At 55.1% G+C, this 22,479-nt stretch carries 18 protein-coding genes; 12 read left to right on the forward strand and 6 right to left on the reverse strand.

Going from position 1 to position 22,479, the window contains the following annotated elements:
* Window positions 1-100: 100 nt before the first annotated feature.
* Window positions 101-2,455, forward strand: coding sequence for a beta-galactosidase (locus tag MHH28_RS32340; RefSeq protein ID WP_405109944.1), 2,355 nt, complete (start codon window positions 101-103; stop codon window positions 2,453-2,455).
* A gap of 27 nt (window positions 2,456-2,482) precedes the next feature.
* Here the strand turns inward: MHH28_RS32340 and MHH28_RS32345 are convergent, their stop codons facing one another.
* The 3 genes from MHH28_RS32345 to MHH28_RS32355 all read right to left on the reverse strand — a co-directional run bounded on the left by MHH28_RS32345 (window position 2,483) and on the right by MHH28_RS32355 (window position 4,979).
* On the reverse strand, window positions 2,483-2,677 hold the full coding sequence (locus MHH28_RS32345; RefSeq protein WP_405109947.1) for a hypothetical protein: 195 nt from the start codon (window positions 2,675-2,677) through the stop codon (window positions 2,483-2,485).
* A gap of 575 nt (window positions 2,678-3,252) precedes the next feature.
* Window positions 3,253-4,089, reverse strand: a complete 837-nt coding sequence (locus tag MHH28_RS32350) for a carbohydrate ABC transporter permease (RefSeq protein WP_405109950.1) — start codon at window positions 4,087-4,089, stop codon at window positions 3,253-3,255.
* Window positions 4,089-4,979 carry a carbohydrate ABC transporter permease gene (locus tag MHH28_RS32355; RefSeq protein WP_405109953.1) on the reverse strand — a complete coding sequence of 297 codons (891 nt, stop codon included), beginning with the start codon at window positions 4,977-4,979 and terminating at the stop codon, window positions 4,089-4,091. Before MHH28_RS32355 ends, MHH28_RS32350 begins: the two co-directional genes overlap by 1 nt.
* Before the next feature lie 207 nt (window positions 4,980-5,186).
* Between MHH28_RS32355 and MHH28_RS32360 the strand changes: the two genes are divergently transcribed.
* The 4 genes from MHH28_RS32360 (at window position 5,187) to MHH28_RS32375 (ending at window position 12,615) form a co-directional block, all read left to right on the forward strand.
* Window positions 5,187-7,049 carry a sensor histidine kinase gene (locus MHH28_RS32360; RefSeq protein WP_405109956.1) on the forward strand — a complete coding sequence of 621 codons (1,863 nt, stop codon included), beginning with the start codon at window positions 5,187-5,189 and terminating at the stop codon, window positions 7,047-7,049.
* A complete protein-coding gene (locus MHH28_RS32365; protein ID WP_405109959.1) occupies window positions 7,042-8,688 on the forward strand; it encodes a response regulator in 1,647 nt (548 codons plus the stop codon). The genes MHH28_RS32360 and MHH28_RS32365 overlap by 8 nt, the downstream gene beginning before the upstream one ends.
* A gap of 122 nt (window positions 8,689-8,810) precedes the next feature.
* The gene (locus MHH28_RS32370) at window positions 8,811-10,136 is read left to right on the forward strand and encodes an ABC transporter substrate-binding protein (RefSeq protein ID WP_405109962.1); all 1,326 of its coding nucleotides are present in this window, start codon (window positions 8,811-8,813) and stop codon (window positions 10,134-10,136) included.
* Window positions 10,137-10,518: 382 nt separating this feature from the next.
* Window positions 10,519-12,615 (forward strand): alpha-galactosidase, encoded by a 2,097-nt coding sequence (locus MHH28_RS32375; protein ID WP_405109965.1) that lies wholly within the window; start codon window positions 10,519-10,521, stop codon window positions 12,613-12,615.
* 52 nt (window positions 12,616-12,667) lie between these two features.
* Here the strand turns inward: MHH28_RS32375 and MHH28_RS32380 are convergent, their stop codons facing one another.
* The 3 genes from MHH28_RS32380 to MHH28_RS32390 form a co-directional block, all read right to left on the reverse strand.
* Window positions 12,668-12,976 (reverse strand): hypothetical protein, encoded by a 309-nt coding sequence (locus MHH28_RS32380; RefSeq protein ID WP_405109968.1) that lies wholly within the window; start codon window positions 12,974-12,976, stop codon window positions 12,668-12,670.
* A 1-nt stretch (window position 12,977) separates the two neighbouring features.
* Entirely contained in the window at window positions 12,978-13,625 is a 648-nt protein-coding gene (locus MHH28_RS32385; protein ID WP_405109971.1) for a hypothetical protein, read from the reverse strand.
* A gap of 132 nt (window positions 13,626-13,757) precedes the next feature.
* Window positions 13,758-14,180, reverse strand: coding sequence for a MarR family winged helix-turn-helix transcriptional regulator (locus MHH28_RS32390; protein WP_405109974.1), 423 nt, complete (start codon window positions 14,178-14,180; stop codon window positions 13,758-13,760).
* Between the two features lie 366 nt (window positions 14,181-14,546).
* On the opposite strand from MHH28_RS32390, the gene MHH28_RS32395 reads away from it, so the two are divergent.
* From MHH28_RS32395 to MHH28_RS32425, 7 genes are all read left to right on the forward strand, one after another.
* A complete protein-coding gene (locus MHH28_RS32395; RefSeq protein WP_339223628.1) occupies window positions 14,547-14,804 on the forward strand; it encodes an AbrB/MazE/SpoVT family DNA-binding domain-containing protein in 258 nt (85 codons plus the stop codon).
* Window positions 14,805-14,979: 175 nt separating this feature from the next.
* A complete protein-coding gene (locus MHH28_RS32400; protein WP_405109977.1) occupies window positions 14,980-15,708 on the forward strand; it encodes an HAD family hydrolase in 729 nt (242 codons plus the stop codon).
* A gap of 274 nt (window positions 15,709-15,982) precedes the next feature.
* Window positions 15,983-16,723: a response regulator gene (locus MHH28_RS32405; protein WP_405109980.1), complete on the forward strand. Its 741-nt coding sequence runs from the start codon at window positions 15,983-15,985 to the stop codon at window positions 16,721-16,723.
* A 38-nt stretch (window positions 16,724-16,761) separates the two neighbouring features.
* Window positions 16,762-18,111: an FAD-dependent oxidoreductase gene (locus MHH28_RS32410; RefSeq protein WP_405109983.1), complete on the forward strand. Its 1,350-nt coding sequence runs from the start codon at window positions 16,762-16,764 to the stop codon at window positions 18,109-18,111.
* Between the two features lie 111 nt (window positions 18,112-18,222).
* Window positions 18,223-19,506: a citrate transporter gene (locus MHH28_RS32415; RefSeq protein WP_405117368.1), complete on the forward strand. Its 1,284-nt coding sequence runs from the start codon at window positions 18,223-18,225 to the stop codon at window positions 19,504-19,506.
* A 57-nt stretch (window positions 19,507-19,563) separates the two neighbouring features.
* A complete protein-coding gene (locus MHH28_RS32420) occupies window positions 19,564-21,708 on the forward strand; it encodes a hydantoinase/oxoprolinase family protein (RefSeq protein WP_405109986.1) in 2,145 nt (714 codons plus the stop codon).
* A 15-nt stretch (window positions 21,709-21,723) separates the two neighbouring features.
* A complete protein-coding gene (locus tag MHH28_RS32425) occupies window positions 21,724-22,392 on the forward strand; it encodes a hypothetical protein (protein WP_405109989.1) in 669 nt (222 codons plus the stop codon).
* Window positions 22,393-22,479 lie beyond the last annotated feature (87 nt).

Here is a 22,479-nt window from a genome sequence, read left to right on the forward strand (position 1 = left end):
CTTACGGGCTGCTCCAAAGCATTGGCTTTGGGGCAGTTTTTGTGAAAATATAGTTAGAGGTTGTACACGGATCATACTTTATGGCAAAGGAGCAATTCTCATGAAATATACGATACAGGCTGGGGTGTCCCCTAAGCATATCTATCCGTCCACACTGCGTCTTGGCGGGAGCAATCCCCAGGGGGATGAGATCCGCTTCACCAATTATTATATGGAACTGAATGGCAAGCCCTACTTCGCCATCTGCGGCGAGTTCCATTACTCCCGTTATCCCGAAGCGGACTGGGAGAGTGAGATCCGCAAGCTGAAGCTGTCGGGAATCAATGTGGTGGCGAGCTATATTTTCTGGAATCATCATGAAGAGCTCGAAGGGGAGTTCGAATGGGATGGCAACCGCAATCTCCGGAGGTTCGTGGACCTGTGCAGGGATAATGGTCTATATGTCATCCTGCGTGTCGGTCCGTTCTGTCATGGCGAGGTCAGGAACGGCGGACTGCCGGACTGGCTGTTCGGGCGCGAATTCGCGGTCCGCTCCAATGATGAGGGCTACCTGAAGTATGTGAACCGGCTGTTCAAGGAGATCGGCAACCAGGCTGCCGGGCAGATGTTCAAGGATGGCGGTCCGGTGATCGGCATTCAATTGGAGAATGAGCTGAATGCCGCTGCCGCACTCTGGGAAGAAACCGCCAAGCAGGGTGATGAATACCTCAGCGGCGGCGTTAGCGGTGAAGCGGGATCAGAGCATATGCGTCTGCTTAAAAAGTATGCGGTGGATTCGGGTCTGATCGCTCCGATCTATACCAGCACCGGATGGGGCGAGGCCCCGTTCCTGGAGGATGAGGTGCTTCCGCTGTATGGAGGGTATGCCTATACTCCGTGGAGCATCAGTGATCCGAATCAGGTCCAGAAGCCGACGCCGGAATATACATTCGTGAACTTCCATGATGACAAGGCGCCGGGCGGCGAATTCAATCCGCCGTATCCGCGGACCAAATACCCGTTCGCCTGCTGTGAGATGGGCGGCGGAATGCAGACCTGGTATCTGTCCCGGTTCCAGGTGGAGCCGGAAAGTGTAATCGCCATGACCTTAATGAAGCTTGCCGGAGGCTGCAACTTCATCGGGTATTATATGTTCCATGGCGGAACGAATCCGGTGGGAAGAACCGGATATCTGAATGAGAGCACCACCCCGAAGCTGACCTATGACTTCCAGGCGCCGATTGGCGAATTCGGCCAGATCCGCGCGTCGAATCATCTGCTCCGGCCGCTGCATTATTTCCTGCGCCGGTTCGCAGACCGGCTTTCTCCTATGGCGACTGTGCTCCCCGAGGGGGCAGAAGCTATCACGCCGGAAGATGGGCATTCGCTGCGCTATGCCGTCCGCACGGACGGCAGGTCCGGGTTCCTGTTCGTCAATAATTATCAAGACCATGTGGACATGGATACGCATGAAGAGGTTGTGTTCTCTGTGGAGCTGGAAGAGGATACGGTGAGCTTCCCGCAGCGGAGCAAGCTGACCGTTCAGTCCAAGGCTTCCTTCCTGCTGCCGTTCAACTTCGCGCTGGATGGCCTGAATCTTAAATTTGCCACAGCCCAGCCTGTTACGGCTGTTGAAACGGAGGAAGCGGCTGTCTACTTCTTCTCGATGCCGGAGGGTGTAGACGGTGAGTTCCAGATCGATGCAGATGACGGCATTCTTGAAGTGACTGCCGCAGCCGGGGATGTAGCAGAGGATGGCGGATACAATGTGCTGATTCCGCATGACCAATCCGCCATGATTGTAATCAGACGGGACGGAGCACGTGAAGTCCGTATCTATGCAATGAGCGCACGTGAAGCTGCATCCCTGTGGGAGCTTGAGGAGAACGGCCGGAACCGGATCATCTTCTCGCCGGCTCCTCCCGTTCAGACTGCTGACGGAATTGAATTCATCAGCCAGGGACATCCTGCATTCACCTTCCGTGAATACACGGGCGGCGCTGAAGCGGCAACACAGTGGAATACCGCACAGGCGGATGCCACGGTCAGCGGCCGCCAGGAGGGCTGGTTCCAGGCTTATGATGTGCAGGTTCCGCAGAAGGAAATTGCGGTTACCATGCGCCGGATTCAGGACCACAAGGTAGTCCTCCAGTTGCCCGAGGAGGTTCTGGAGGGCACGGAAGAAGTGCTGCTAAGCATTGACTACACGGGAAATGTAGGCTATGCCTTCGCCGCCGGACAGCTGTTCCACGACCATTTCTATAACGGCTTGCCGTGGGAGATCGGCCTGTCCCGGTTCCGGGAGGTGCTGCGCCGGGGCGAGATCGTTCTGGAAACTACGCCGTGCCGGACAGGTGCTGTATCAGTGGCAGCCGATGCCGCCATGGCGGTGGAGAAGGTATTCGAGGGCGAGGCCGTTGCAGTCTTCCATAGCGTTACCGCTACGCCAGTGTACCGTATCGCGCTTAGACGGTAAAGAAGCGACTTCAACGTCCCCGGTGGACTATACGCTCAGTGGACCATACGCCCAGTGGACCATATGCTCCGTGGAGACCATCCGCCCCGTGGACCATATGCTCCGTGGACCATACGCTCCGTGGAGACCATCCGCTCCGTGGACCATATGCTCCGTGGACCATACGCTCCGTGGAGACAATCCGCCCCGTGGCCCATCCGCCCCATGGCCCATCCGCCCCATGGCCCATCGCCCCCCTTTGCTTTCACAGGGAGGGCTGGTGCGGTACTTCTCGGTTCTATGCGGACTGGGAGGCCCTTATTAGTCCTGAAAAGGCTGGATTCGCCGAACTTGCGGACTCAGAGGACCTTATGCTTGAAATTCCGCCTCGTTTCTGGCCCAATGTGCGAAATAAGCGCATCTGAGTCCGCAGAGGGTGCCAAAAGTGTTGCTATATGCGAAATAAGCGCATGTGAGTCCATTGTCTTTTTGGATGTTCGAGGTGGAGGCCTTGTCTGGTGTTTGAATTTGGCTCTGAAATGTTTCGTGTATTGTAGAACGATTCAAGGGTGGAGGAACGGAGGGGATTTTGGAACTGTAGGAGCGGTAGCGTCCGCCTTTATGTTTGGATTTCTGCTGCGGCCGGCAGTTTCAATCGGGGAATCCAAACATAACAGCGGCCGAAATGTCTAAAATCACCGCAGTGACGGTTATCCCAAAAATCAAACCTATCACATAAAGGCACGGCCCGAGCGATTCGCTTAGGCCGTGCCTTCTTTGCCGTTCGGAAGCGGGCAAAGTAGAGGACTGGTATCGGATCACCCCTTAACCGCCCCGGCCACAACGCCCTTCACAATGTACTTTTGCAGGAAGATGAAGACAACGATGGACGGAAGCACCGCCATTACCATTGCGGTCATGGCATACTGCCAGTCCGAGGTATATTGGCCTACGAAGGTGTACGCCGCCAGCGTCAAGGTCTTCGTCTCCGGCGAGCCGTTAACCATCAGCAGCGGGAGCAGGAAGTCATTCCAGATCCACATGACATCGATGATCACAATAGTTGTGGTGACCGATTTCAGCAGCGGGAAGATGACGCTGAAGAACAGGCGGAAGCCGGAAGCGCCGTCAATGGTCGCGCTCTCGTCGATCTCTGTCGGGATACCCTTCACGAAGCCGTGGTAGATGAACACCGCCAGCGGAGCGCCGAAGCCCCAGTACAGCAGGCCCAGTCCCCAGGTGCTCTCCGACAGGTTCAGATTCTTGGCCGTTTGCAGGACCGTGAGCATGATCGACTGGAACGGAATCAGCATCGGCATAATACACAGGAAGTACAGGACACCGCTCCATCTGGTTTTGGTCCGTGCCAGCTTGTAGGCGGCGATGGAGGAGATGAATACGATTCCGAGCAGGCCGACGCCGGTAATGATGAAGTTGTTCAGGAACAGGCGCGGATAGTTGATGAACTCCCAGACATAGGAGTAGTTGCTGAAGGTCAGCTTCTGCGGCAGGGCGATGACGTCGGTCATGACCTCGCCGAAGCTTTTGAGCGAATTAATAATCGTCAGCAGCAGCGGGTACAGGAACAGCAGAGACAAGAGGACCAGGATAACCTCCAGGATGATCTTGCCTGTCTTGTTGTGGTTACTTTTCATTAGGCCTCTACCTCTCTCCGTTTGAAGACGGTCAGCTGGATAATCGTTACGACAAGCACGGCGAGGAACAGAATGAGTGCTTTGGCTGTACCGTAGCCGTACAGGTTGTTCTGGAACGTATCCCGGTAGATATCATAAGCGATACTATACGTAGTTCCGCCGGGACCGCCGCCGGTCAGCGACAGGATGACATCGAACACCTTAATCGAATTGGTGAGCGCCATGAACACAGAGATCGTGATCGATGGGGCAAGCAGAGGCAGCGTAATGCTGAAGAATTTTCTCAGCGGTCCTGCACCGTCTACTGTAGCGGCTTCCTTGAGATCCTCAGGCACAGACTGCAGACCGGCGATGTAGATGACCAGATAGAACCCGATCGACTGCCAGATGGATACGCCCAGAATGGAGATGAAGGCCAGTCCCGGTGTGCCGAGCCAGCTTAGATCGAAGATCGCCCAGCCGGTGCTCTCGCCCAGCGAGTTGAAGCCCTGCATGAAGATGAATTTCCAGATGAAGCCGACAATGACAAGACTGAGGATATAAGGGATGAAGAAGGCCGCTCTCAGCCAGGAGGTGCTCTTCAGCTTCATGTCCAGCAGCACCGCCAGCAGAATCGCCAGCACATTGACGATGACAATGTAGAGCACCGCATATTTAATTGTGAACCAGGCGGCATCCGAGAAGTTGGTATCACCTGAGAAGATTTGCTTGAAATTATCCAGTCCGACGAACTTGGGATGCTTGGAAATCCCGTTCCACTTGGTCATCGAATAACGGATGGTCATGGCAAAGGGAATATAGAAGGCCACAGCGATACAGATCAGCACCGGGAGTGTGAAAATTCCGAATTCGAATTTCTCGCGCCATTGTTTGCCGAGTGTTTTTAACATGGATGCACCTCTTCTTGAGTTATGGGGTGGGAGTATTATGCCTGGCTTGCCACACTTAACCATTCCGGTTAGTCTATATTGTGTATTATAGAGCAGACCCCTATACTCAAAAATGGATTTAAGAGTACAGTTAAGGGTAAAAAGGTGAACGGACTGCGGAGGCCGGAAAAGCCCCCAAAACCGGCAGCGGGGAGAGCGGAGAGCATCATGAGAAAAGTGTGGATTAAGCTGATAGAGCCGCTGGTTGCGCGGGTGTCCCGCCGTCTGGCGAACAAGCTGATTCTGTTGTTTACCATTATCATTATCCTGGTAGTCAGTTCACTCACCTACATATCCTATAGCATGCTGCAGCGGGAATCGGTCGATAACAGCATAGCCAGCACGGGCAATAATCTTCTTCTGGTCGGACGGAATCTGGAGAGCTATCTAAACGGTGTGGAGCAATTGTCTCTGCCGCAGATTTCCTACGATGAGTTCAATTATGCGCTGTTGCATGAATCGGAAGACTACAGCTCGCGGATGTACGTGGAGGATTATCTGAGGAACCTGTATTTTTCGCGCAATGATCTGGAGGCTGTATACCTCTATGTGATTAAGGAGCAGAAGTATTATTATGTCACGAAGGAGAACTATAACATTACCGTCCGGGTCTCCGAGCATCCGCCTATCACGGATCTGCCATGGTATAAGCGGGCGCTGAAGAGTCCGTATAACCGTTCCTATCAGTCGTTTGTGGAGGAGCAGCCTGCCAGCGTGAACAGCGCCGATTATCCGGTGAGCCGGGACAAGGTGTTCATGGGCTATCACCGGCTGATCCGCTCCATCGTGTCACGCGAGCCGCAGGCGGTTTTATCGCTATATTTGAACTCCTCGGTGACCGATGAGATTATGCGGGATATCCCGTTCAGCACCGGAGAGCATCTGATGTATATCAGCCCGGACGGGGAGCCGTTCAAGGTGGACGATAAGGAATTCTACCGGGAGAGCCGGGAGGCGGGACTGGTGAAGCTGTTGACACCGGAGCAGAAGGGGCGCGTAACCTGGCAGGGCCAGGGGCAGAAGTACCTCGTAATCTACGATATCAGCCAAAAAGAAGGCTGGAAGCTCGTCAAGCCGATTCCTTACACGCAAATCTATGAAGCGGCGACAACGACGCGTACGTTAAGTGTGGCCATTGGCCTGCTGTTCCTGATCGTCTCTGTGGTGCTGGTCAGCTTCACCTCGAACCGGATTACCCATCCGCTGAAGAATTTGTCCCTGCAGATGCAGCGCTTCAGTACCGGGAGCTTCGATGCGCAGGCTGCGGTTACAGGCAAGGATGAGATTGCCTACCTGTCGCGCCATTTCAACAAGATGGTGGAGAGGACGAATGAACTGATCAATGAACGCTATAAAATGAAAATCGTAGAAAAAAACGCCGTCCTGAAAGCCCTGGAGGCTGAGATTAACCCCCATTTCCTCTACAATGCGCTCCAGGCGATCTCTACCAAGGCGCTTAAGAACAACAACGACGATATTGTCGAGATGGTGGACAACCTGGCCCTGACCCTGCGATACTGCATTAGCGGCAAGGATGTCGTGCAGGCAAGGGAGGAGCTGCGGCATATCGAACGTTATCTGGCGCTGCAAAAAGCGCGGTTCGGAGGCCGGATGCAGGTGGTGTACGCCTGGGACGAAAGTCTGATGGAGCTGAGAATTCCCAAGCTGTCGATCCAGACGCTGGTGGAGAACTGCATCAAGCATGCGCTGGAAAAGGTATCGAGTACAGTTACCATCACCATTGGAGCGCATGTCACCGGCACACACAGCGTGATCTCCGTACTGGACGACGGGCCGGGCATCAGCGGAGAACGGCTGGAGCAGGTGCTGAGCTCCCTTCAGATCCAGTGGGAGGACCGGGCACTGGATACGGAGGAAGAGGACGGGATGGAGAGCATCGGACTTAAGAATCTGAATACCCGGCTGAAGCTTTTGTATGGAGAAGAGGCAGGTCTGGTTATTCATAGTACACAGCAGGGAACACAGATGGAGATGCGGCTGCCGCGGGGAGGAGCAGGACAACATGTATAGAGTGCTGATTATTGATGATGAGGAGCCGCTGCGCGAAGCGATCCATATTCTGGGGGACTGGGAGGGCCTCGGGGTCAGCGAGGTGCTGGAGGCGACGGACGGGAAGGCGGGCCTTGCGCTGCTGCGCCGTGAGCGGTTCGATCTGGTGCTGGTCGATATGAAAATGCCGGAGCTGAGCGGAGCCGAGCTGCTGCAGATTGTGGAGCAGGAATTCCCGGACCTGCTGCTGATTGTGATCAGCGGCTATAATGACTTCGAGTATACGCGCCAGGCCATCCGCTCAAAGGTGGTGGATTATCTCCTGAAGCCGGTGAACCGCACAGACCTCAACCATGCGCTGCGCAAGGCAGTCGGTGTGCTGGAGGCCAAGCGGAAGCGGGAGAGCGAATTCATAAGCCGCAATATTACACTTAACATGTCGCTGCCGAAGCTGAAGGAGAAGATGTATCTGTCCATCATTGACCGGAGCTTCAAGACCCAGTCCAATGAGGCTTTTCTCCCGCTGATCGGTGCGGACGGGGCGGCCAGCCACTTCGCTGTGGGCCTGCTGCGGATGCTTAATCTGGAGCAGGTGCGTAAGGAAAGATTCCATGGGGACCGGGATCTGCTGCATTTTGCCGTGACCAATGTGATGAACGAGAACACGGACGGACAGTTCGAGTCGTTCAGCTTCGCCAGTCCCAAGGGAGAGCGCGAGTTCATTGCCATCTTCACGATGAAGGGCGGGTACGAAGCGGATGCGGCCTTCCTGTCGCTGCACCATATGAAGAAAGCGGCCTCTACCTTGAAGGAGCTGTTCGGAATCGTCTGTGCAGGCGGAATCGGAGAGCCTTGCAGGGATTCGCTCGGCATTGCCGCTTCCTATGAGCAGGCCAAAGTATCACTGGATACAATCGACCTGCTCAGCCTGAAGAGCAGCCTGATCGTGCAGGACAAAGCAATAAAAACGGTATTGAAGGATAATCCCTCCCTGACGGGGCGAATGCCGCAGATCCGCAGTGCGCTGGAGAGCGGGAATGTGAACCATGCCCGCAGTATCCTCAGCGAATTCATCCGCAAATGCCAGGAGGCTGAAGGCTTCACGCTTGGGGAGGCGGACCGGACGCTGCAAGGGTTCCTGTTGCTGCTGGGCGAGATTGCTGCAGAGCTGGATGCTACGCCGCCGCAGACCCGCAGCGGGAAGGACAGCAGCCTGTCATCCCTGGGCATTCTTGGCGACTTCGCCTCCTTTGAGCAGTTTGCGGGTGTGCTCAACGATATCTTCGACCGTTATGCAGGAGAGATCAGCCGAACGGTGGCCGGAGACCGCAGCAGCGTGCTGGAAAATATTAAAGCATACATTGATAACCATTATTTTGAGAATATTAAGATATCAATGTTCACGGAGCAATATTTCCTGAGCAGAGAATACTTGATGAAGCTGTTCAAGGGACAATACGGCTACGGCATTCACGAGTATGTGCAAAAGGTAAGGATGGATAAAGCCAAAGCACTGCTGACCGACCCGAACCTCAAAATTCAGGATATCTCCGAAATGCTGGGATACAAGGACAAGAACTATTTCAGCAAGGCGTTCCGCAATTACTATGATTGCTCCCCTTCTGAATTCCGGCTGCAGCTGCCAGGGGTAGAAAAGTGAAACGGTTACATGGACACTTTTTTACCCTCAGAAGTTCACTTATGTACATTCTTATCCCTTTTCTTTTTATTTAGAATGATGAGCAAGACCACAAGATGCAAATGGAAAAAGGGGGCAACATCATGTTAAAACGATTCACGGCACTATCTGCGAGTCTGCTGCTGGTGGGCGGACTGCTGGCCGGCTGCGGCGGAAATAACACCAATAATACTGCTAACAACACGGGTGGATCATCCGGGGCAGGCAACACGCCGGCGGATTCCTCCAAGCCCGTCACGATTAATATGTTCACTGCTTCTCCTGAATACACAGAGGCCTTCAATGCTTACATTGCGGAATACAAGAAGGTTAAGCCAAATGTTACGATTAATCTGGAAATCATGCAGGCCGACTACAATACGGTGCTGAAATCCAAAATTGCCGCGGGCAGCACACCGGATGTGTTCCAGACTACGGCGGGCGGGGATATCGATACTTTTGCCGAGTATAGTGCAGACCTGACCAATGAACCGCTGGCAGCAGCGATGACGGATGCGGTCCGCTCCAATATGAGCTCTACGGACGGCAAAGTGCTGGGTCTTCCGGTCAAGGGCAATCTGTTCGTCCTGATGTACAATAAGAAGCTGCTGGCCGATGCCGGCATCACGGAAGTACCGAAGACCACTGCTGAATTGGACGATGTGATTACCAAGCTTGAAGCCAAGGGTATCACGCCATTCGCCAACGCCTACAAAGAGTGGTGGGTATGGAAGCATATCTTCCAGCACTTCGTGGACGCCGCAGCCACCGATGCAGGCACCGATGCCAAGACGCTCGTAGCGGACTTCATTGCCGGCAAGACGACCTTCAAGGATCATCCGGTGCTGAACGACAACTTCTTCAACTTCATTGATACCACCGTTAAGCATGGCACAGACAAGCCGCTTGAACGCGACAGCAATGCTGAGGTCAGTGATTTCGCACTGGGCAAAACAGCATTTATGACCGGTAAAGGCGCGTGGGATGAAGAGGCGATTAAGAAAATCACCCCTGACTTTGACCTCGGCATCGCCGGGTACCCTGTCAGCGACAAACCGGAGCAGTCCCAGATCATCACCGGTGCCGACCAGGCACTGCGGATCAACAAGGATTCTGCGGTAGCAGCCGAAACGATTGAATTCTTCAACTGGCTGTATACGTCCGACTACGGCAAGAGCTGGTTCTCCACAGTAGCGAAGGTTATTCCTCCGATCAAGGATGCGCCGATGCCTGACCTGCAAATGCCTAAGGAAATGGAAGAGATCCTGAAGACCGAGAAATCCGGCGACCTGTCGGTGAACTACTCCCTCGATACCTTCCACCAGAAGTTCGGCGAGCTGATGCAGGCTTATATCGGCGGCAGCAAGACCAAGGATCAGGCGATTGATGAAATTCAGAAGGCTTGGATTCAATTCGGGTCTGCGCAATAAGAGTTATTAGTTCCGGGACGGCCTCCTTTATTACTGAGGGGGCCTTCTTTCTATGTAACGCAGATTTTTAGGCGGGGGAGGGGGTGTAAGTGGCTGGACGTAACTGCGTGAGCTTTGGATTTCCGGCCGCTGTTATGTTTGGATTTCCCGATTTAAACTGCTGGCCGCAGTAGAAATCCAAACATAAAGGCGGTCGCTGCCGCTCCTCCAATTCCAAACCTCCCTCCGTTACTTCGCCACTTACCCGAGCACCGCAGGGAAATTAGGAGTTACGAATAGAAGAGAAGGCCTCATAATCAGGAGAGGCAGGGAAACAGGAGACACCAAAGACACCAAAGATACCAAAATTCCACACCATCATTTGTCAGGAGGACAAATAGACATGGACAGCAGGCTCATAGAGATAGCCGAGAACGGGCTTTATCTTACGATTGAAATTACCGGGGAGCAGGATGTGCGGCTGCTGCATTTCGGCGCAGCACCGCTGGAAGCGGGGAGTATTGAAGAGCAGAACAAGGCGGGCTTCCGGCTGCTGGAGCTGCAGCTGTCGGGGGAAGACCGGGCGGAATATCACGGACGGACGCACCGCGCCTCTTATCCGGGATTGCGTATGGTGTATGACGGGCATCGGGATACGGTGAATCCGCTGGGGCGGAAGCTGGAGCTTACGCTGGCTGACCCGCTGACGGGTGTGAAGGCCGTGCAGCATTATCAGTTCTATACTGGGGTGCAGATCGTGCGCTCCTGGACGGTAGTAAGTAATGAAGGGGATACGGAAGCGGCTATAGAGTATATCTCTTCATTCGCTCTCACCGGAGTGGACAAGGAGGGCAGCGGGGACCGCAATGACAAAATCGAAGTGAGTATTGCTCACAGCGGGTGGCAGAGTGAGCTGCAGTGGAAGAGCTACACCCTGCCCGAGCTGGGCATGTCCCACCTGGCTGACCGCGGCTCGAAGCGGATTGCCGCCAGCAATACCGGCTCCTGGTCGGCGGCGGAGCTGCTGCCGATGGCCGTGCTGCGCAACCAAGAGAGCGGGAGCAGCCTGTTCTGGCAGATTGAGCATAACGGCTCCTGGCACTGGGAGCTGACGGATCAGGTGGATCAGCTCACGCTGCTGGTCAGCGGGCCTACGGAGCATGACAATCACTGGTGGCTGAAGCTTGCCCCCGGCGAAGCGTTCACTTCCGTACCGGTTGCCGCAGGCGCGGTACAGGGAGGGTTCGGGGAGGCGGCAGAGCAGCTCACCGCATACCGGCGGATGATCCGCAGACCGAATGAGGACAATGAGCTGCTGCGGGTTATTTTCAATGACTACATGAACTGCCTGTGGGGAAGTCCGACAACGGAGAAGCTGCTGCCGCTGATTGATGCGGCTGCCGAGGTCGGCTGTGAATACTTCTGCATCGATGCGGGCTGGTATGCACCCGGCGAGTGGTGGGACGGGGTCGGGGAATGGGAGCCTTCGCATGAGCGCTTCCCGGAAGGCATCAAGCACGTGCTGGATATGATCCGCAGCAAGGGGATGATTCCGGGTCTGTGGCTGGAGCTGGAGGTGATGGGGATCAACAGTCCGAAGCTGGCGGAGACCGATGACAGCTGGTTCTTCATGCGCCATGGCAAGCGGGTGAAGGACCGCAGCCGATATCAGCTCGATTACCGTAATCCGGCAGTCATTAAGCATGCCGACAGCGTGATGGACCGGCTGGTTGGGGAATACGGCGTCGGATATATCAAGATGGATTACAACATCAATGCCGGAATCGGCACGGAGACCGCAGCGGACAGCTTCGGGGACGGTCTATTACAGCACAACCGTGCTTATCTGGCCTGGCTGGACAGCATCTTCGCCCGTTATCCGCAGCTTGTGATTGAGAACTGCTCCAGCGGCGGAATGCGGATGGATTATGCCATGCTTAGCCGCCACAGCATCCAGTCCACCAGTGACCAGGAGGATTATGTGAAGTATGCTGCCATTGCCGCAGGCTCTCCGGCTGCACTGACTCCCGAGCAATCGGCGGTCTGGTCGTATCCGCTGCGCGAAGGGGATGATGAAGAGGTCATCTTCAATATGGTCAACTCGCTGCTGCTGCGCGTCCATCAGAGCGGACATCTGGCCGAGCTAACGCCAAGACGGCGGGCGCTGGTGAAGGAGGCGCTGGATTATTACAAGTCTATCCGCGCCCACATTCCGCAAGCCTTCGCCTTCTGGCCGCTGGGTCTGCCTGACAGTGGAAGCGAATGGGTCAGCTTCGGCCTTCGTCATGGAGACATCCGCTACATTGCGGTATGGCGGATCGCCGGAGAAGCAGCTTCGATCAGACTGCCTGTTCCTGAGCTGCGGGGCATCGAAGCAGAGGCCTGCTGCGGATATCCTATGGCGCACGGGTCCGAATGGAGCTGGGACGCTGCGGAAGGCAGCTTGAGCGTTACGCTGCCCGCTGGCAAGACTGCGCGGCTCTTCGAGCTTCGTTCATAGCTAATTTAGCAGGGGGATTTCAACGCCGGATACAGGCGGCTTGAAATCCCTCTTATTCTTTAATAAAGGCAATGCATTTGCGCAGCAGACGGCGGGTGTAGTAGAAGGATAAGGCCAGCAGGAACCCTACCAACAAGCCAAAGGGCAGGCTGAGTGCTTCCGGGACAGAATAGGAAGGGGTTAGCCTCATCCCAACAGCACTGACGCCGAAGGTCCGCAGCAAACCGGCTATCGGCGCCATGAGGGCGCAGACGAAGCTGCCAACCAGCCATGTGCCCAGCACGGGCAAAGCAAACAGGATAACGAAGCCTTTGGACAGATAATGGAGCAGATAAGGCACTGGGCCAGAGGAAGATCGCATGTCATATACCTCCAGGGTGTTTAATTTGAATGATTGTGCCTACTTCGGATTGGGGATGAAGGGTCAGATGATCCCGGTAACGGATCTCCCCGATGGTACAGCCGGGCCCTACCGTAACATTCTGCCCGCATACGAGGTCCGCATGGGTCCTATATAAAGTGATACCGGCCCCTTCAATTGTCTCACAATACAGCTTGCGGAAAAGGCGCATCGGAATATTGAGCAGTCTGGACGAAGGCCCTATGGTAATTTCGCCTTCACAGATCATGTGTCCGATCTTACTTAAGGCGCCCAGCTTAATGCGGATCAATGAGGTGCAGGACAACTGGCCGATCTTCACCGCGCCATCCGCCCGGAATTCGTCTGCCTGGGCAGAGCAGGCTACTGATAAATATCCGCTGGTTGCAGCCTTCCCGGCCTGAAGGCTGCCGGTGCGCAGACTGCCGAAGCTGTAGAGCTCCCGGGCGCTGCAGGTCTCTGTGACCGAGCACTCCCCCCGGAGCTTCATCCGGTCGGCGGTTAGCTTGCCCCGGACATGCAGATGCCCGAGCACCTCCACGCTGGAAGCCTCCATGCCGGCCCGAAAGGTCTGAGAGCCGTAGATCTTCAGCGGCTCCCTTCCTGACGGAGGCAGATGTATGGCCTTCATGATGAATTTACCTCCATTCTATATATTTTAGTTACTATAATATATATTAAATAAAATAAAATCAATAGAAATCTCCACAAAAAAACTGCCCTCCCTCAGGAGATGCAGTCCGGTCAGTATGATACGTTTGGGTCAAGGATGGGTAATCCCGCTTAACAGATCATCGATCGTCTTAAGTGTCGTTGAAATGTGGTCGAGGTCAGACAATGTAAAGGTGTCGAACATAGAAAGGATGTGCTGCTTGCCGTGTTCGGTGAGAACGATATTAACGACTCTGCGGTCTTCCTTCGTGCGCACTCTATCGAGGTATCCCAGATCCTCCAGCTTATCGCACATGAACGAAGCTGCGCCCGGAGTAATTACCAGCCGCTCTGAGATGTCCGTAATATTAAGGGAGCCGGTGAGCTGGAGCAGGAACATTAGCATAATCTGGTTCTGAGAGAGGGCCCCCTTCTTCGTGATCCGGTCTATGAACGCCTGTGACTTCTGCTGCACGCTGGCCATATGATCCATAACTGTATAGACAGCTTGTTCTTTCTCGGCTTCTTTGCTCATGGAAACACTCCAATATAATTTGACTGATTGAAATATATAGCTAGTATAACTTTGCTGTCAAGTTAAGACTGCTTCAGCGGGCCTGGGGTCTGAGGGAATGAGAAAAGATCCAGCTGATTGTGAATAATATGGAAAAAGAAGAATTAAGTGGTTATAAGGGCGCCGAGTTTATTATTTTGTCGAAAAAACTCTAAACTTTGTCGAATTTTTTGTCGATAAATATCAAAAGATGTAGAAATAAAATTGACAGGAAAGAAATAGCACTTTACAATGCAATTATAGAGTAATCATTTCTACTTATTAGAAGCTTTGATAGCTTTTAACACCGAGTGATGATCCAAGTGTTATTTCAAGGGAGGATGCATAATGATGAAAGCAACTGGCATAGTAAGAAAAGTAGATGAACTGGGACGTATTGTGATTCCGATTGAGCTGCGCAGAACAATGGGAATTGACATAAAGGATCCGCTCGAAATTTTTGTGGACGGCGAAAAGATCATTCTCAGAAAATATGAACCAACCTGCATCTTCTCGGGAAGTGCCGAGAACCTGATCAGTTTCAAGGGTAAAATGGTCAGCAAAGATGTTCTCGATGAACTGATCTCAAGCTTCGACAACGTATAAGTTAATGTTCTGAAACAGCACGCCGCATTATATATAGAAGGGACCGCAGCGTAAGCACTCTAGGTGCTTGCACTGCGGTCCCTTCTATAATTAGGGGTTCGTAGACAATACATACTGCTATCCTTTATCATTAGGGCGAGTAACCGAAGAACAATTGGAAGGGATGATTCACCTCATGAGCAACGAAGAAAAGACACAGGCGGAGAACAGACCGCTGCCGAAATTAAACCAGCCGGAAGCCATCGTATTTGATATGGATGGTACGCTGTTCCAGACAGAGAGCCTGTTATTGCCCGCCTATCATAAAATGTTTGATATTCTGCGGGAAGAAGGACTGCATTCCGGCCCGACCCCGCCGGAGGAGCGCATCCTCGGCAGCCTAGGCATGCTGCTCGCGGATATCTGGAAGAACGTAATGCCGGAAGCGGATGAGGCGGTACACCGCCGGGCGGATGAGCTGCTGCTGCAGCTGGAGATCGAGGGACTGGAGGCCGGAGGAACGGTCCTGTACCCCAAGGTAGCCGAGACGCTGCGTGCCCTGCATGCGCGCGGAGTGAAGCTGTTCGTAGCCAGCAACGGGCTGGAGGATTATATCCACAGCATCGTGGTCGTGCATGAGCTGAAGGACCTGTTCGAGGGGCTGTACAGCGCGGGCGGCCAGGGAACGGCTACCAAGACTGAGCTGCTCGGTCTTCTGCTGGACAATCACAAGATCGGCAGCGCCTGGATGGTGGGGGACCGTTCCTCCGATGTACAGGCGGGCAAGGGCAACGGACAGACGGTCATCGGCTGCGCCTATGCCGGTTTCGGGCGGCAGGATGAGCTGAAGGGCTCGGATGTGATCATCTCATCGTTCGATGAATTGATTGCGCTGTATGATAACAGCATTGCGGCTGACCTGTAATCCGGCAGACCCGGAGTGATTCTTACCCATATGCCAGTGCAAGCAGAACCGGGTGTCATTTTCGCCGTATTTTGGCGTGAAGGGCATCCGGTTTCATGTCTGGCGGAGCGGATGCGGATACATCTCGAAATTTCATACCTTTTCTCGAATGGGGACCGTTTCTTTGCAGGTGCTCAAATTTTATACTGGTACTGTAAGCGTTTCACCAAGAGTGAGCCTCAGAAGCTTGGCGAAGCGGGACCGGTGGCCGGATACTGGATGTGGAGGGATTGGGTTGCACAAGCTGTTTCTCGTTGAGGATGAAGCCCTGATCCGTTCGGGCCTCAAGCATTTGATTGAGGAGGTCATCGGCGGCTTTGAGGTGGTGGGTGAGGCAGAGAACGGAAGACTTGCACTGGAGGCGCTCAAGCGTGTGAAGCCTGATGTCCTGATCTCGGATATACGGATGAATGAAATGAACGGCCTGGAGATGATCCGGCGGGTCCGTGACCAGTTCCCTGAATTGTATATCCTGATTCTGAGCGGGTATGCCGACTTCGAATATGCCAAGCAGGCGATCAAATACGGCATCAGCGATTATCTCCTGAAGCCGGTTGACCGCACGGAGCTGGCCCAGGCCTTGGGGGAGTACAAGCGCAAGCACGGAGCCCGGAATGCTCTGCCAGGCCAGCCGGAAGAGGGAGAGACCGACCCGAAGGGCAGGCAATTGATCCGCAAAGTGAAGGAGCTGGTTGCCCAGCGGCTGGATCAGGAGATTTCGCTGCAATATATGGCGGAGCAGGTGCATCTGAATCACCAGTATCTGTCGGTGCTGTTCAAGACGGAGACCGGACAGAACTTCACGGATTATGTCTCGCGGTGCCGGATGAACCGGGCCAAGCAGCTGCTGAAGGAGACGAATCTCAAAATCTATGAGGTTGCCAAATTGTCCGGCTACCTAAGCTCAAAGCATTTCATGGCGGTATTCAAGGACTATACCGGCTGCACCCCGACGCAGTACAGGGAGCAGCAGTAATGTAACCGTTCACTTTAGAAGAAGAAGGAGGAGCAGAGATGCGGAAATATGAAGTAGTTGTGGCGGGAGGCGGGGTCTCCGGCTCCATCGCGGCCATCGCGGCAGCAAGAGCAGGCGCCCGGACGCTGATCATAGAGGCGGGGGGATTCCTCGGCGGGACCCTGACCGCTGCGGGCGTAGGGCCGATGATGACTTTTCACGCGGGGGATAAGCAGGCTGTCCAGGGAATCACCGATGAGCTGATTCAGCGGCTCCGGGCGCTCGGCAAATCGCCGGGGCATATCCCGGACGCGACGAATTACACCTATTCGGTGACGCCATTCGATGCCGAAGCGATGAAATACGAGTTGGATCTGATGCTGCAGGAGAGCGGGGGCGAGGTGCTGTATCATACGATGCTGGCCGGTGCTGAAGTGTCGGGCAGACGCATTGCATCGCTTACCTTGTGCAATAAGGGCGGACTTAGCAGGATCTCGGCGGATGTGTTCATCGATGCAACCGGTGACGGGGATCTGGCTGCCTGGTCGGGCATTCCGTTCACCAAGGGAAGGGAATCCGACGGGCAGTCGCAGCCGATGACACTGAAGATGAAGATGAGAAATGTGGACACAGAGAAGATCAAAGCGTATATCCGGGAGCACCGTGAGGACTTTCCGCGCATGAATCTGGATATCACGGTGATGGACTCGGCAGCAAGGCTGTCGGTGGCCGGCTTCGACCAGCAGTTCCGTGAAGCGAAGGCGCGCGGCGAGATCAGTATTCCCAGGGAGGATGTGCTGTTCTTCGAGACGAGCAACCCCGGCGAGATCATCATGAACACCACACGGATTCTGGGCAAGGACAGCACAGATCCCTGGAGCCTCAGCGAAGCCGAGATTGAAGGGCGCAGGCAGTGCCGCGAGCTGGAGCTTTTCCTCAGAAAATATATTCCCGGCTTCGAAGAATCGGTGGTTATCTCGACAGGCCCGTCCATCGGCGTACGCGGCTCCCGCCAGATTACAGGCGTGTATACCCTGACTGCGCAGGATATTCTCTCCGTGAAGCCCTTCGAGGATGTGATTGCCCACTCCGGGTATCCGATTGATATTCACAGCCCGGATGGTGAGGGAACCGCCACGGATCACCTGGAATGGGGAGCGATGTACGGCATCCCTTACCGCTGTCTGATCACCAATGAGATCGACAATCTGATCGTGGTCGGAAGATGCCTCTCGGCTACCTTTGAAGCCCAGGCGGCTGTGCGGACAACGCCAACGGTAGGCGCCATCGGGCAAGCGGGCGGTACAGCGGCAGCGCTGGCTGTCCGGGAAGGCGTGCCTGTCCAGCAGGTGAATTATAAGAGCTTGCAGGAGACACTTGTAGCCCACGGCGCTTATCTGGAAGTATAACGGCCTGTGCATAACTGTATTCGGTGCAATTAAGGCGGCCGGTGATTTAGTCAATAGTTCTTATAACAACGAATATACAACAAAATTGTAGGAGGAATTGGTTTGGAAACCGTGCAAATTATCGGAATTCTACTTGTATTCATTGTGTTCGTGGGGCTGATGATGACCCGCAAGCTGACCACGCTGCTGGCGCTGCCGATGATGGCGATTCTGCTGGCAGCGATTGCCGGCATCCCGCTTCTGTCCGATAACCCGGACACCTTCACCATCACGAAGGGGGTACTCGCAGGCGGAGCCATGAAGCTGTCTACCGCCATCGCCGGACTGATCTTCGGCGCCTGGTTCGGCCAGATTCTCAGCAAGGTCGGCATCACGAAGACCATTATCCGCAAGGCTGCGGAGCTGGCCGGTGATAAGCCGCTGGCGATTGCGATTATCTTTTTCCTCGCTGCCTCTGTCATCTTCTCTGCCGCCAACGGCCTGGGCATGGTCATTCTGGTCGGAACGATTGCGATTCCCATCATGCTGACGGCCGGGCTTAAGCCGTTTGTCAGCGGCCTTGTAGTGCTGCTGGCCAATGCGGTTGGTGTGGTGTTCAATGTCTCCACCTGGGCGATTTATACGGATGTGCTTAAGGTGCCTACGAACACGATTGCTTCGTATTCCCTTGTCTGTGCAGTTCCGCTGATCGTGATTGCCCTGATTATGATCGTCTACTACACCCGCAAGGACGGCAAGGTTCGCCGGGCCTGGGCAATGCCGCTGAAGCAGGATTTCCAGCCTCAGGATACCAAGAATGTAAGAGCTATTGCGCTGATCAGCCCGCTTGTTCCGGTGCTGCTCGTATTTTTCCTGAAGGTGGATATTGTGTCTGCTGTCTTCATGGGAGCGCTGGTCACCCTGCTGCTCGCAACCCCCAAACGCCCGTTCCATGTGTTGTCGAGTGCGCTGGTTGAAGGGATTCAGGATGTTGCCGGTGCGCTCGGCCTGATGATCGGAATCGGGATGCTCCTCAGTGCGGTGACCGCCCCTCAAGTGGCAGGGTTAATCCAGCCGCTGATCGAAGGCATCATTCCAACCAGCCCGCTGATGTACATTCTGGTCTTCACTCTGCTGTCTCCGCTGGCGATCTACCGTGGACCGCTTAATGTATGGGGACTCGGCAGCGGAATTGCAGCCCTGATTGTAGCCGGGGGCATGGCGCCCGTTGCAGCGATGCTGGCCCTGCGTATCGTGAGCAATCTGCAGGCGGTCAGTGATCCGACCAACTCGCATAACGTCTGGATCTCCGATTATACGAAGACGGATATTATTGAGACACTACGCAAGACGCTGCCTTGGATGTTCGTGGCTGTAATGATCTCGATGATTATTGCGGGAATGATCGCTTTCTAGACTGCGGCAAGTGAACCACGGATTGAGAGACATGCTTCATGGAGAGGAGAACCTGCTATGCATAATAAACAAATCAGAATCGGCATCGATGTCGGAGGAACCTTCACGGATGCCGTGGCGATAGACAATGAGACCTTCGAGGTGCTGTCCAAGGTCAAAATGCCGACCACGCACCATGACAAGCGCGGCGTAGCCAGCGGGATTGTCCAGATCATCCAGCGGATCATGAATGAGAACGGTATTCTACCTGAGGATATCAAGTTCATTGCCCACGGTACAACGCAGGCCACCAACGCCCTGCTCGAAGGTGATGTTGCCCGTGTAGGCATCGTGGGTATGGGGACGGGGCTGGATGCCCGCAGTGCCCGCGCTGAGACGAATGTGGCCGATATCGAGCTGGCCGCGGGCAAATTCCTGAAGACTTACCACAAGTTCGTGGATTCCAAGGAGCTTACGGCTGAAGCCATCGATAATGCAATAGATGAGCTGCTGGCCCGGGGGGCGGAGGTTATTGTAGCCTCTGAAGCCTACAGTGTCGATGACCCGGCCAATGAGCTGAGAGTGATGGAAGCGGCGCGCATCCGGGGCGTGTACGCTACCGGCGGACATGAGATCTCCCAGCTCTACGGGCTGAAGACCCGCACCCGCACAGCGGTTGTCAATGCGAGTCTGATTCCGAAGATGATGGAGACCGCCAACATGACCGAGCAGGCGGTCAAGGAAGCGGGGATCACTTCCCAACTGATGATTATGCGCTGTGACGGCGGCGTGATGAGCATCGATGAGGTGCGTAAGCGCCCGATCCTGACCATGCTGTCGGGGCTGGCGGCCGGAGTGGCCGGTGCCCTGATGTATGAGAAGATCTCGGACGGCATCTTCTTCGAGGTGGGAGGCACGAGCGTAGATATCTCCGTAATCAAGAACGGTAAGGTGATGATCGAGAACGCCCAGGTCGGCGGTCACAAGACGTACCTGCGCTCGCTGGATGTGCGGACACTGGCTGTAGCCGGGGGCAGCATGATCCAGATCGGCGGGGGAAAGATCACGGATGTCGGCCCACGCAGCGCACATATCGCCGGTCTGGAATACGAATGCTTCACCGGCAAAGAGAACCTGGAGCAGCCTGCGATTGGTCTCATTAGCCCGCGTGACGGCGACCCGGATTATGTCACGGTTCGTAGTGCGGGCGGGCATGAATACGCACTGACCCTGGCGGGAGCGGCAAATCTGCTGAACCATGTGCCGGAGACCGATTATGCCCGCGGCAATCTGGAGAGCACCCGGATCGCCTGGCAGGCGCTGGGTTCCCATCTCGGGATGTCTGCGGAGGATGCTGCAAGGGCGGCGATAGAGATTGCCATCCGCAAGGTGATGGCTGTAGTCAACCAGATGATCAGCGACTACGAGCTGGACACCGGCTTCATTACGCTGGTAGGCGGCGGAGGCAGCGGAGCGGTGCTGGTTCCGGCTATGGCGGCGAAGGAAGGCTTCAAGCACCAGATAGCGAATAACGCACCGTATATCTCGACGATTGGCGTCGGAATGGCGATGGTCCGCGAGCAGATCGAGAAGACCGTCGTGGGTGCCACCGAGCATGACATCAAGCTGATTCGGGCAGAGATTATGGAGAAAATCGTCCAGTCCGGGGCGAACGAGTCTACGGTGGATGTCACGATCGAGATTGACTCCCAGCGCAATATTCTGCGGGCAATCGCCACCGGTTCCACGGAGCTGCGCTCGAAGGATCTGGCCAGCCGCGAGGTGCCGGTGAACGAGCTGATGCAGACGGCCGCGGAGGCGCTGGGGCAGCCTGCGGACCACACGGAGCTGAAGGCGGCCTCCGGCAGATGGTATCTGTTCGAGTCCAGCGAGATCAGGAAGTCGATGTTCGGGCTGGTGAAGAAGAAGCTCAGCCATGTCGGCGTGCTGGACCGCGAGGGCGTGGTGCGCTTCAAGAAGACGAATGCGTATCATCTGGCTTTTTTGAAGAAGAATATGGCCGACCGGTTCGCCTCCTTCCTGGAGGAGAATACGATCTATTCGGATGCGAATGCGACGATCCCCAAGACCTTCATCTTCTATAAGGAAAAAATGCTCGATCTGACCGGCATGCAGACCAAGGAGCAGCTGTTCTCCATTCTTGAAGTGGAGACGCAGCTGCTGGAGGACAACAGCGAGATGCTCGCCGTCGTCTATCAGTAGGAGGTGCACAAGAGGATGAAGACGGCTGTAAAGACAGTGCCCGGCGATCATGTGCTGGGGTATGCCGAACTGACCAATGATCTGCTGTTCCACCGGATTCCGCGCGGTAAACGGCGTTATTATGTGGAGCGTCCGCTGGCCATAGGGAAGGAGCAGGCTCTGGCCTTCAAGGCCCGTTACGGCACAGATCTCGGGGCCATCTGCCGGGACCGGGGAATCCGTGTCAATCTCAATGACCGGCAGGGCACCATCGGGCAGATCCGCTTCCGTGCCCAGATTGAGCTGTCGGCCAAGGAGCGCGTCATTACGCTGTATTCATCCTCCATGGAGGAGCTGCGGCAATGCGCCGGTGTGCTGCTTCCCGGCCGCTCCTTCAGCTTGAAGGAGGTAACGGATATTCACCTTGCCCATGAGCTGTTCCATGATCTGGAGTTCACGGAGCTGGGGTACACCAACAAGCGGCTGGATGACATCAGCAGCCTCTCCCTGGGACCGCTGCGCATTCGGGCCAGTGTGACGAAGACCTCAGAGATTGCCGCGCATGCGTTCAGCCGTTATCTGCTGGATCTGCCCTGCCTGCCGAATCTGCTGGATTACGCTTATATGATTCACAGCGGGATGCTGACAGAGGCTGAGTTCCGGAGGCAGACGGAGGTCTGGTCCAGCGAGCTTGCGAATAGCTGAGCCGGAATTCCTGCGCCGGGGCAGGCTGCGGCGGACCGCTCTGACTTCCCCCTCGAATTATGCTATGTTGATGTAGAACCAGAGTTC

Source organism: Paenibacillus sp. FSL K6-1217 (assembly GCF_045040735.1).
GTDB lineage: Bacteria > Bacillota > Bacilli > Paenibacillales > Paenibacillaceae > Paenibacillus_AQ.

Bases quoted from the DNA above. Each gene is read 5' to 3' on its own strand.
- MHH28_RS32425 (WP_405109989.1), top strand. From the start codon at position 21,724: ATGAAGACGGCTGTAAAGACAGTGCCCGGCGATCATGTGCTGGGGTAT.
- MHH28_RS32345 (WP_405109947.1), bottom strand. From the start codon at position 2,677: ATGGGGCGGATGGGCCATGGGGCGGATGGGCCACGGGGCGGATTGTCT.
- MHH28_RS32370 (WP_405109962.1), top strand. From the start codon at position 8,811: ATGTTAAAACGATTCACGGCACTATCTGCGAGTCTGCTGCTGGTGGGC.
- MHH28_RS32355 (WP_405109953.1), bottom strand. From the start codon at position 4,979: ATGTTAAAAACACTCGGCAAACAATGGCGCGAGAAATTCGAATTCGGA.
- MHH28_RS32360 (WP_405109956.1), top strand. From the start codon at position 5,187: ATGAGAAAAGTGTGGATTAAGCTGATAGAGCCGCTGGTTGCGCGGGTG.
- MHH28_RS32365 (WP_405109959.1), top strand. From the start codon at position 7,042: ATGTATAGAGTGCTGATTATTGATGATGAGGAGCCGCTGCGCGAAGCG.
- MHH28_RS32390 (WP_405109974.1), bottom strand. From the start codon at position 14,180: ATGAGCAAAGAAGCCGAGAAAGAACAAGCTGTCTATACAGTTATGGAT.
- MHH28_RS32340 (WP_405109944.1), top strand. From the start codon at position 101: ATGAAATATACGATACAGGCTGGGGTGTCCCCTAAGCATATCTATCCG.
- MHH28_RS32350 (WP_405109950.1), bottom strand. From the start codon at position 4,089: ATGAAAAGTAACCACAACAAGACAGGCAAGATCATCCTGGAGGTTATC.
- MHH28_RS32380 (WP_405109968.1), bottom strand. From the start codon at position 12,976: ATGCGATCTTCCTCTGGCCCAGTGCCTTATCTGCTCCATTATCTGTCC.
- MHH28_RS32420 (WP_405109986.1), top strand. From the start codon at position 19,564: ATGCATAATAAACAAATCAGAATCGGCATCGATGTCGGAGGAACCTTC.
- MHH28_RS32400 (WP_405109977.1), top strand. From the start codon at position 14,980: ATGAGCAACGAAGAAAAGACACAGGCGGAGAACAGACCGCTGCCGAAA.
- MHH28_RS32395 (WP_339223628.1), top strand. From the start codon at position 14,547: ATGATGAAAGCAACTGGCATAGTAAGAAAAGTAGATGAACTGGGACGT.
- MHH28_RS32375 (WP_405109965.1), top strand. From the start codon at position 10,519: ATGGACAGCAGGCTCATAGAGATAGCCGAGAACGGGCTTTATCTTACG.
- MHH28_RS32410 (WP_405109983.1), top strand. From the start codon at position 16,762: ATGCGGAAATATGAAGTAGTTGTGGCGGGAGGCGGGGTCTCCGGCTCC.
- MHH28_RS32385 (WP_405109971.1), bottom strand. From the start codon at position 13,625: ATGAAGGCCATACATCTGCCTCCGTCAGGAAGGGAGCCGCTGAAGATC.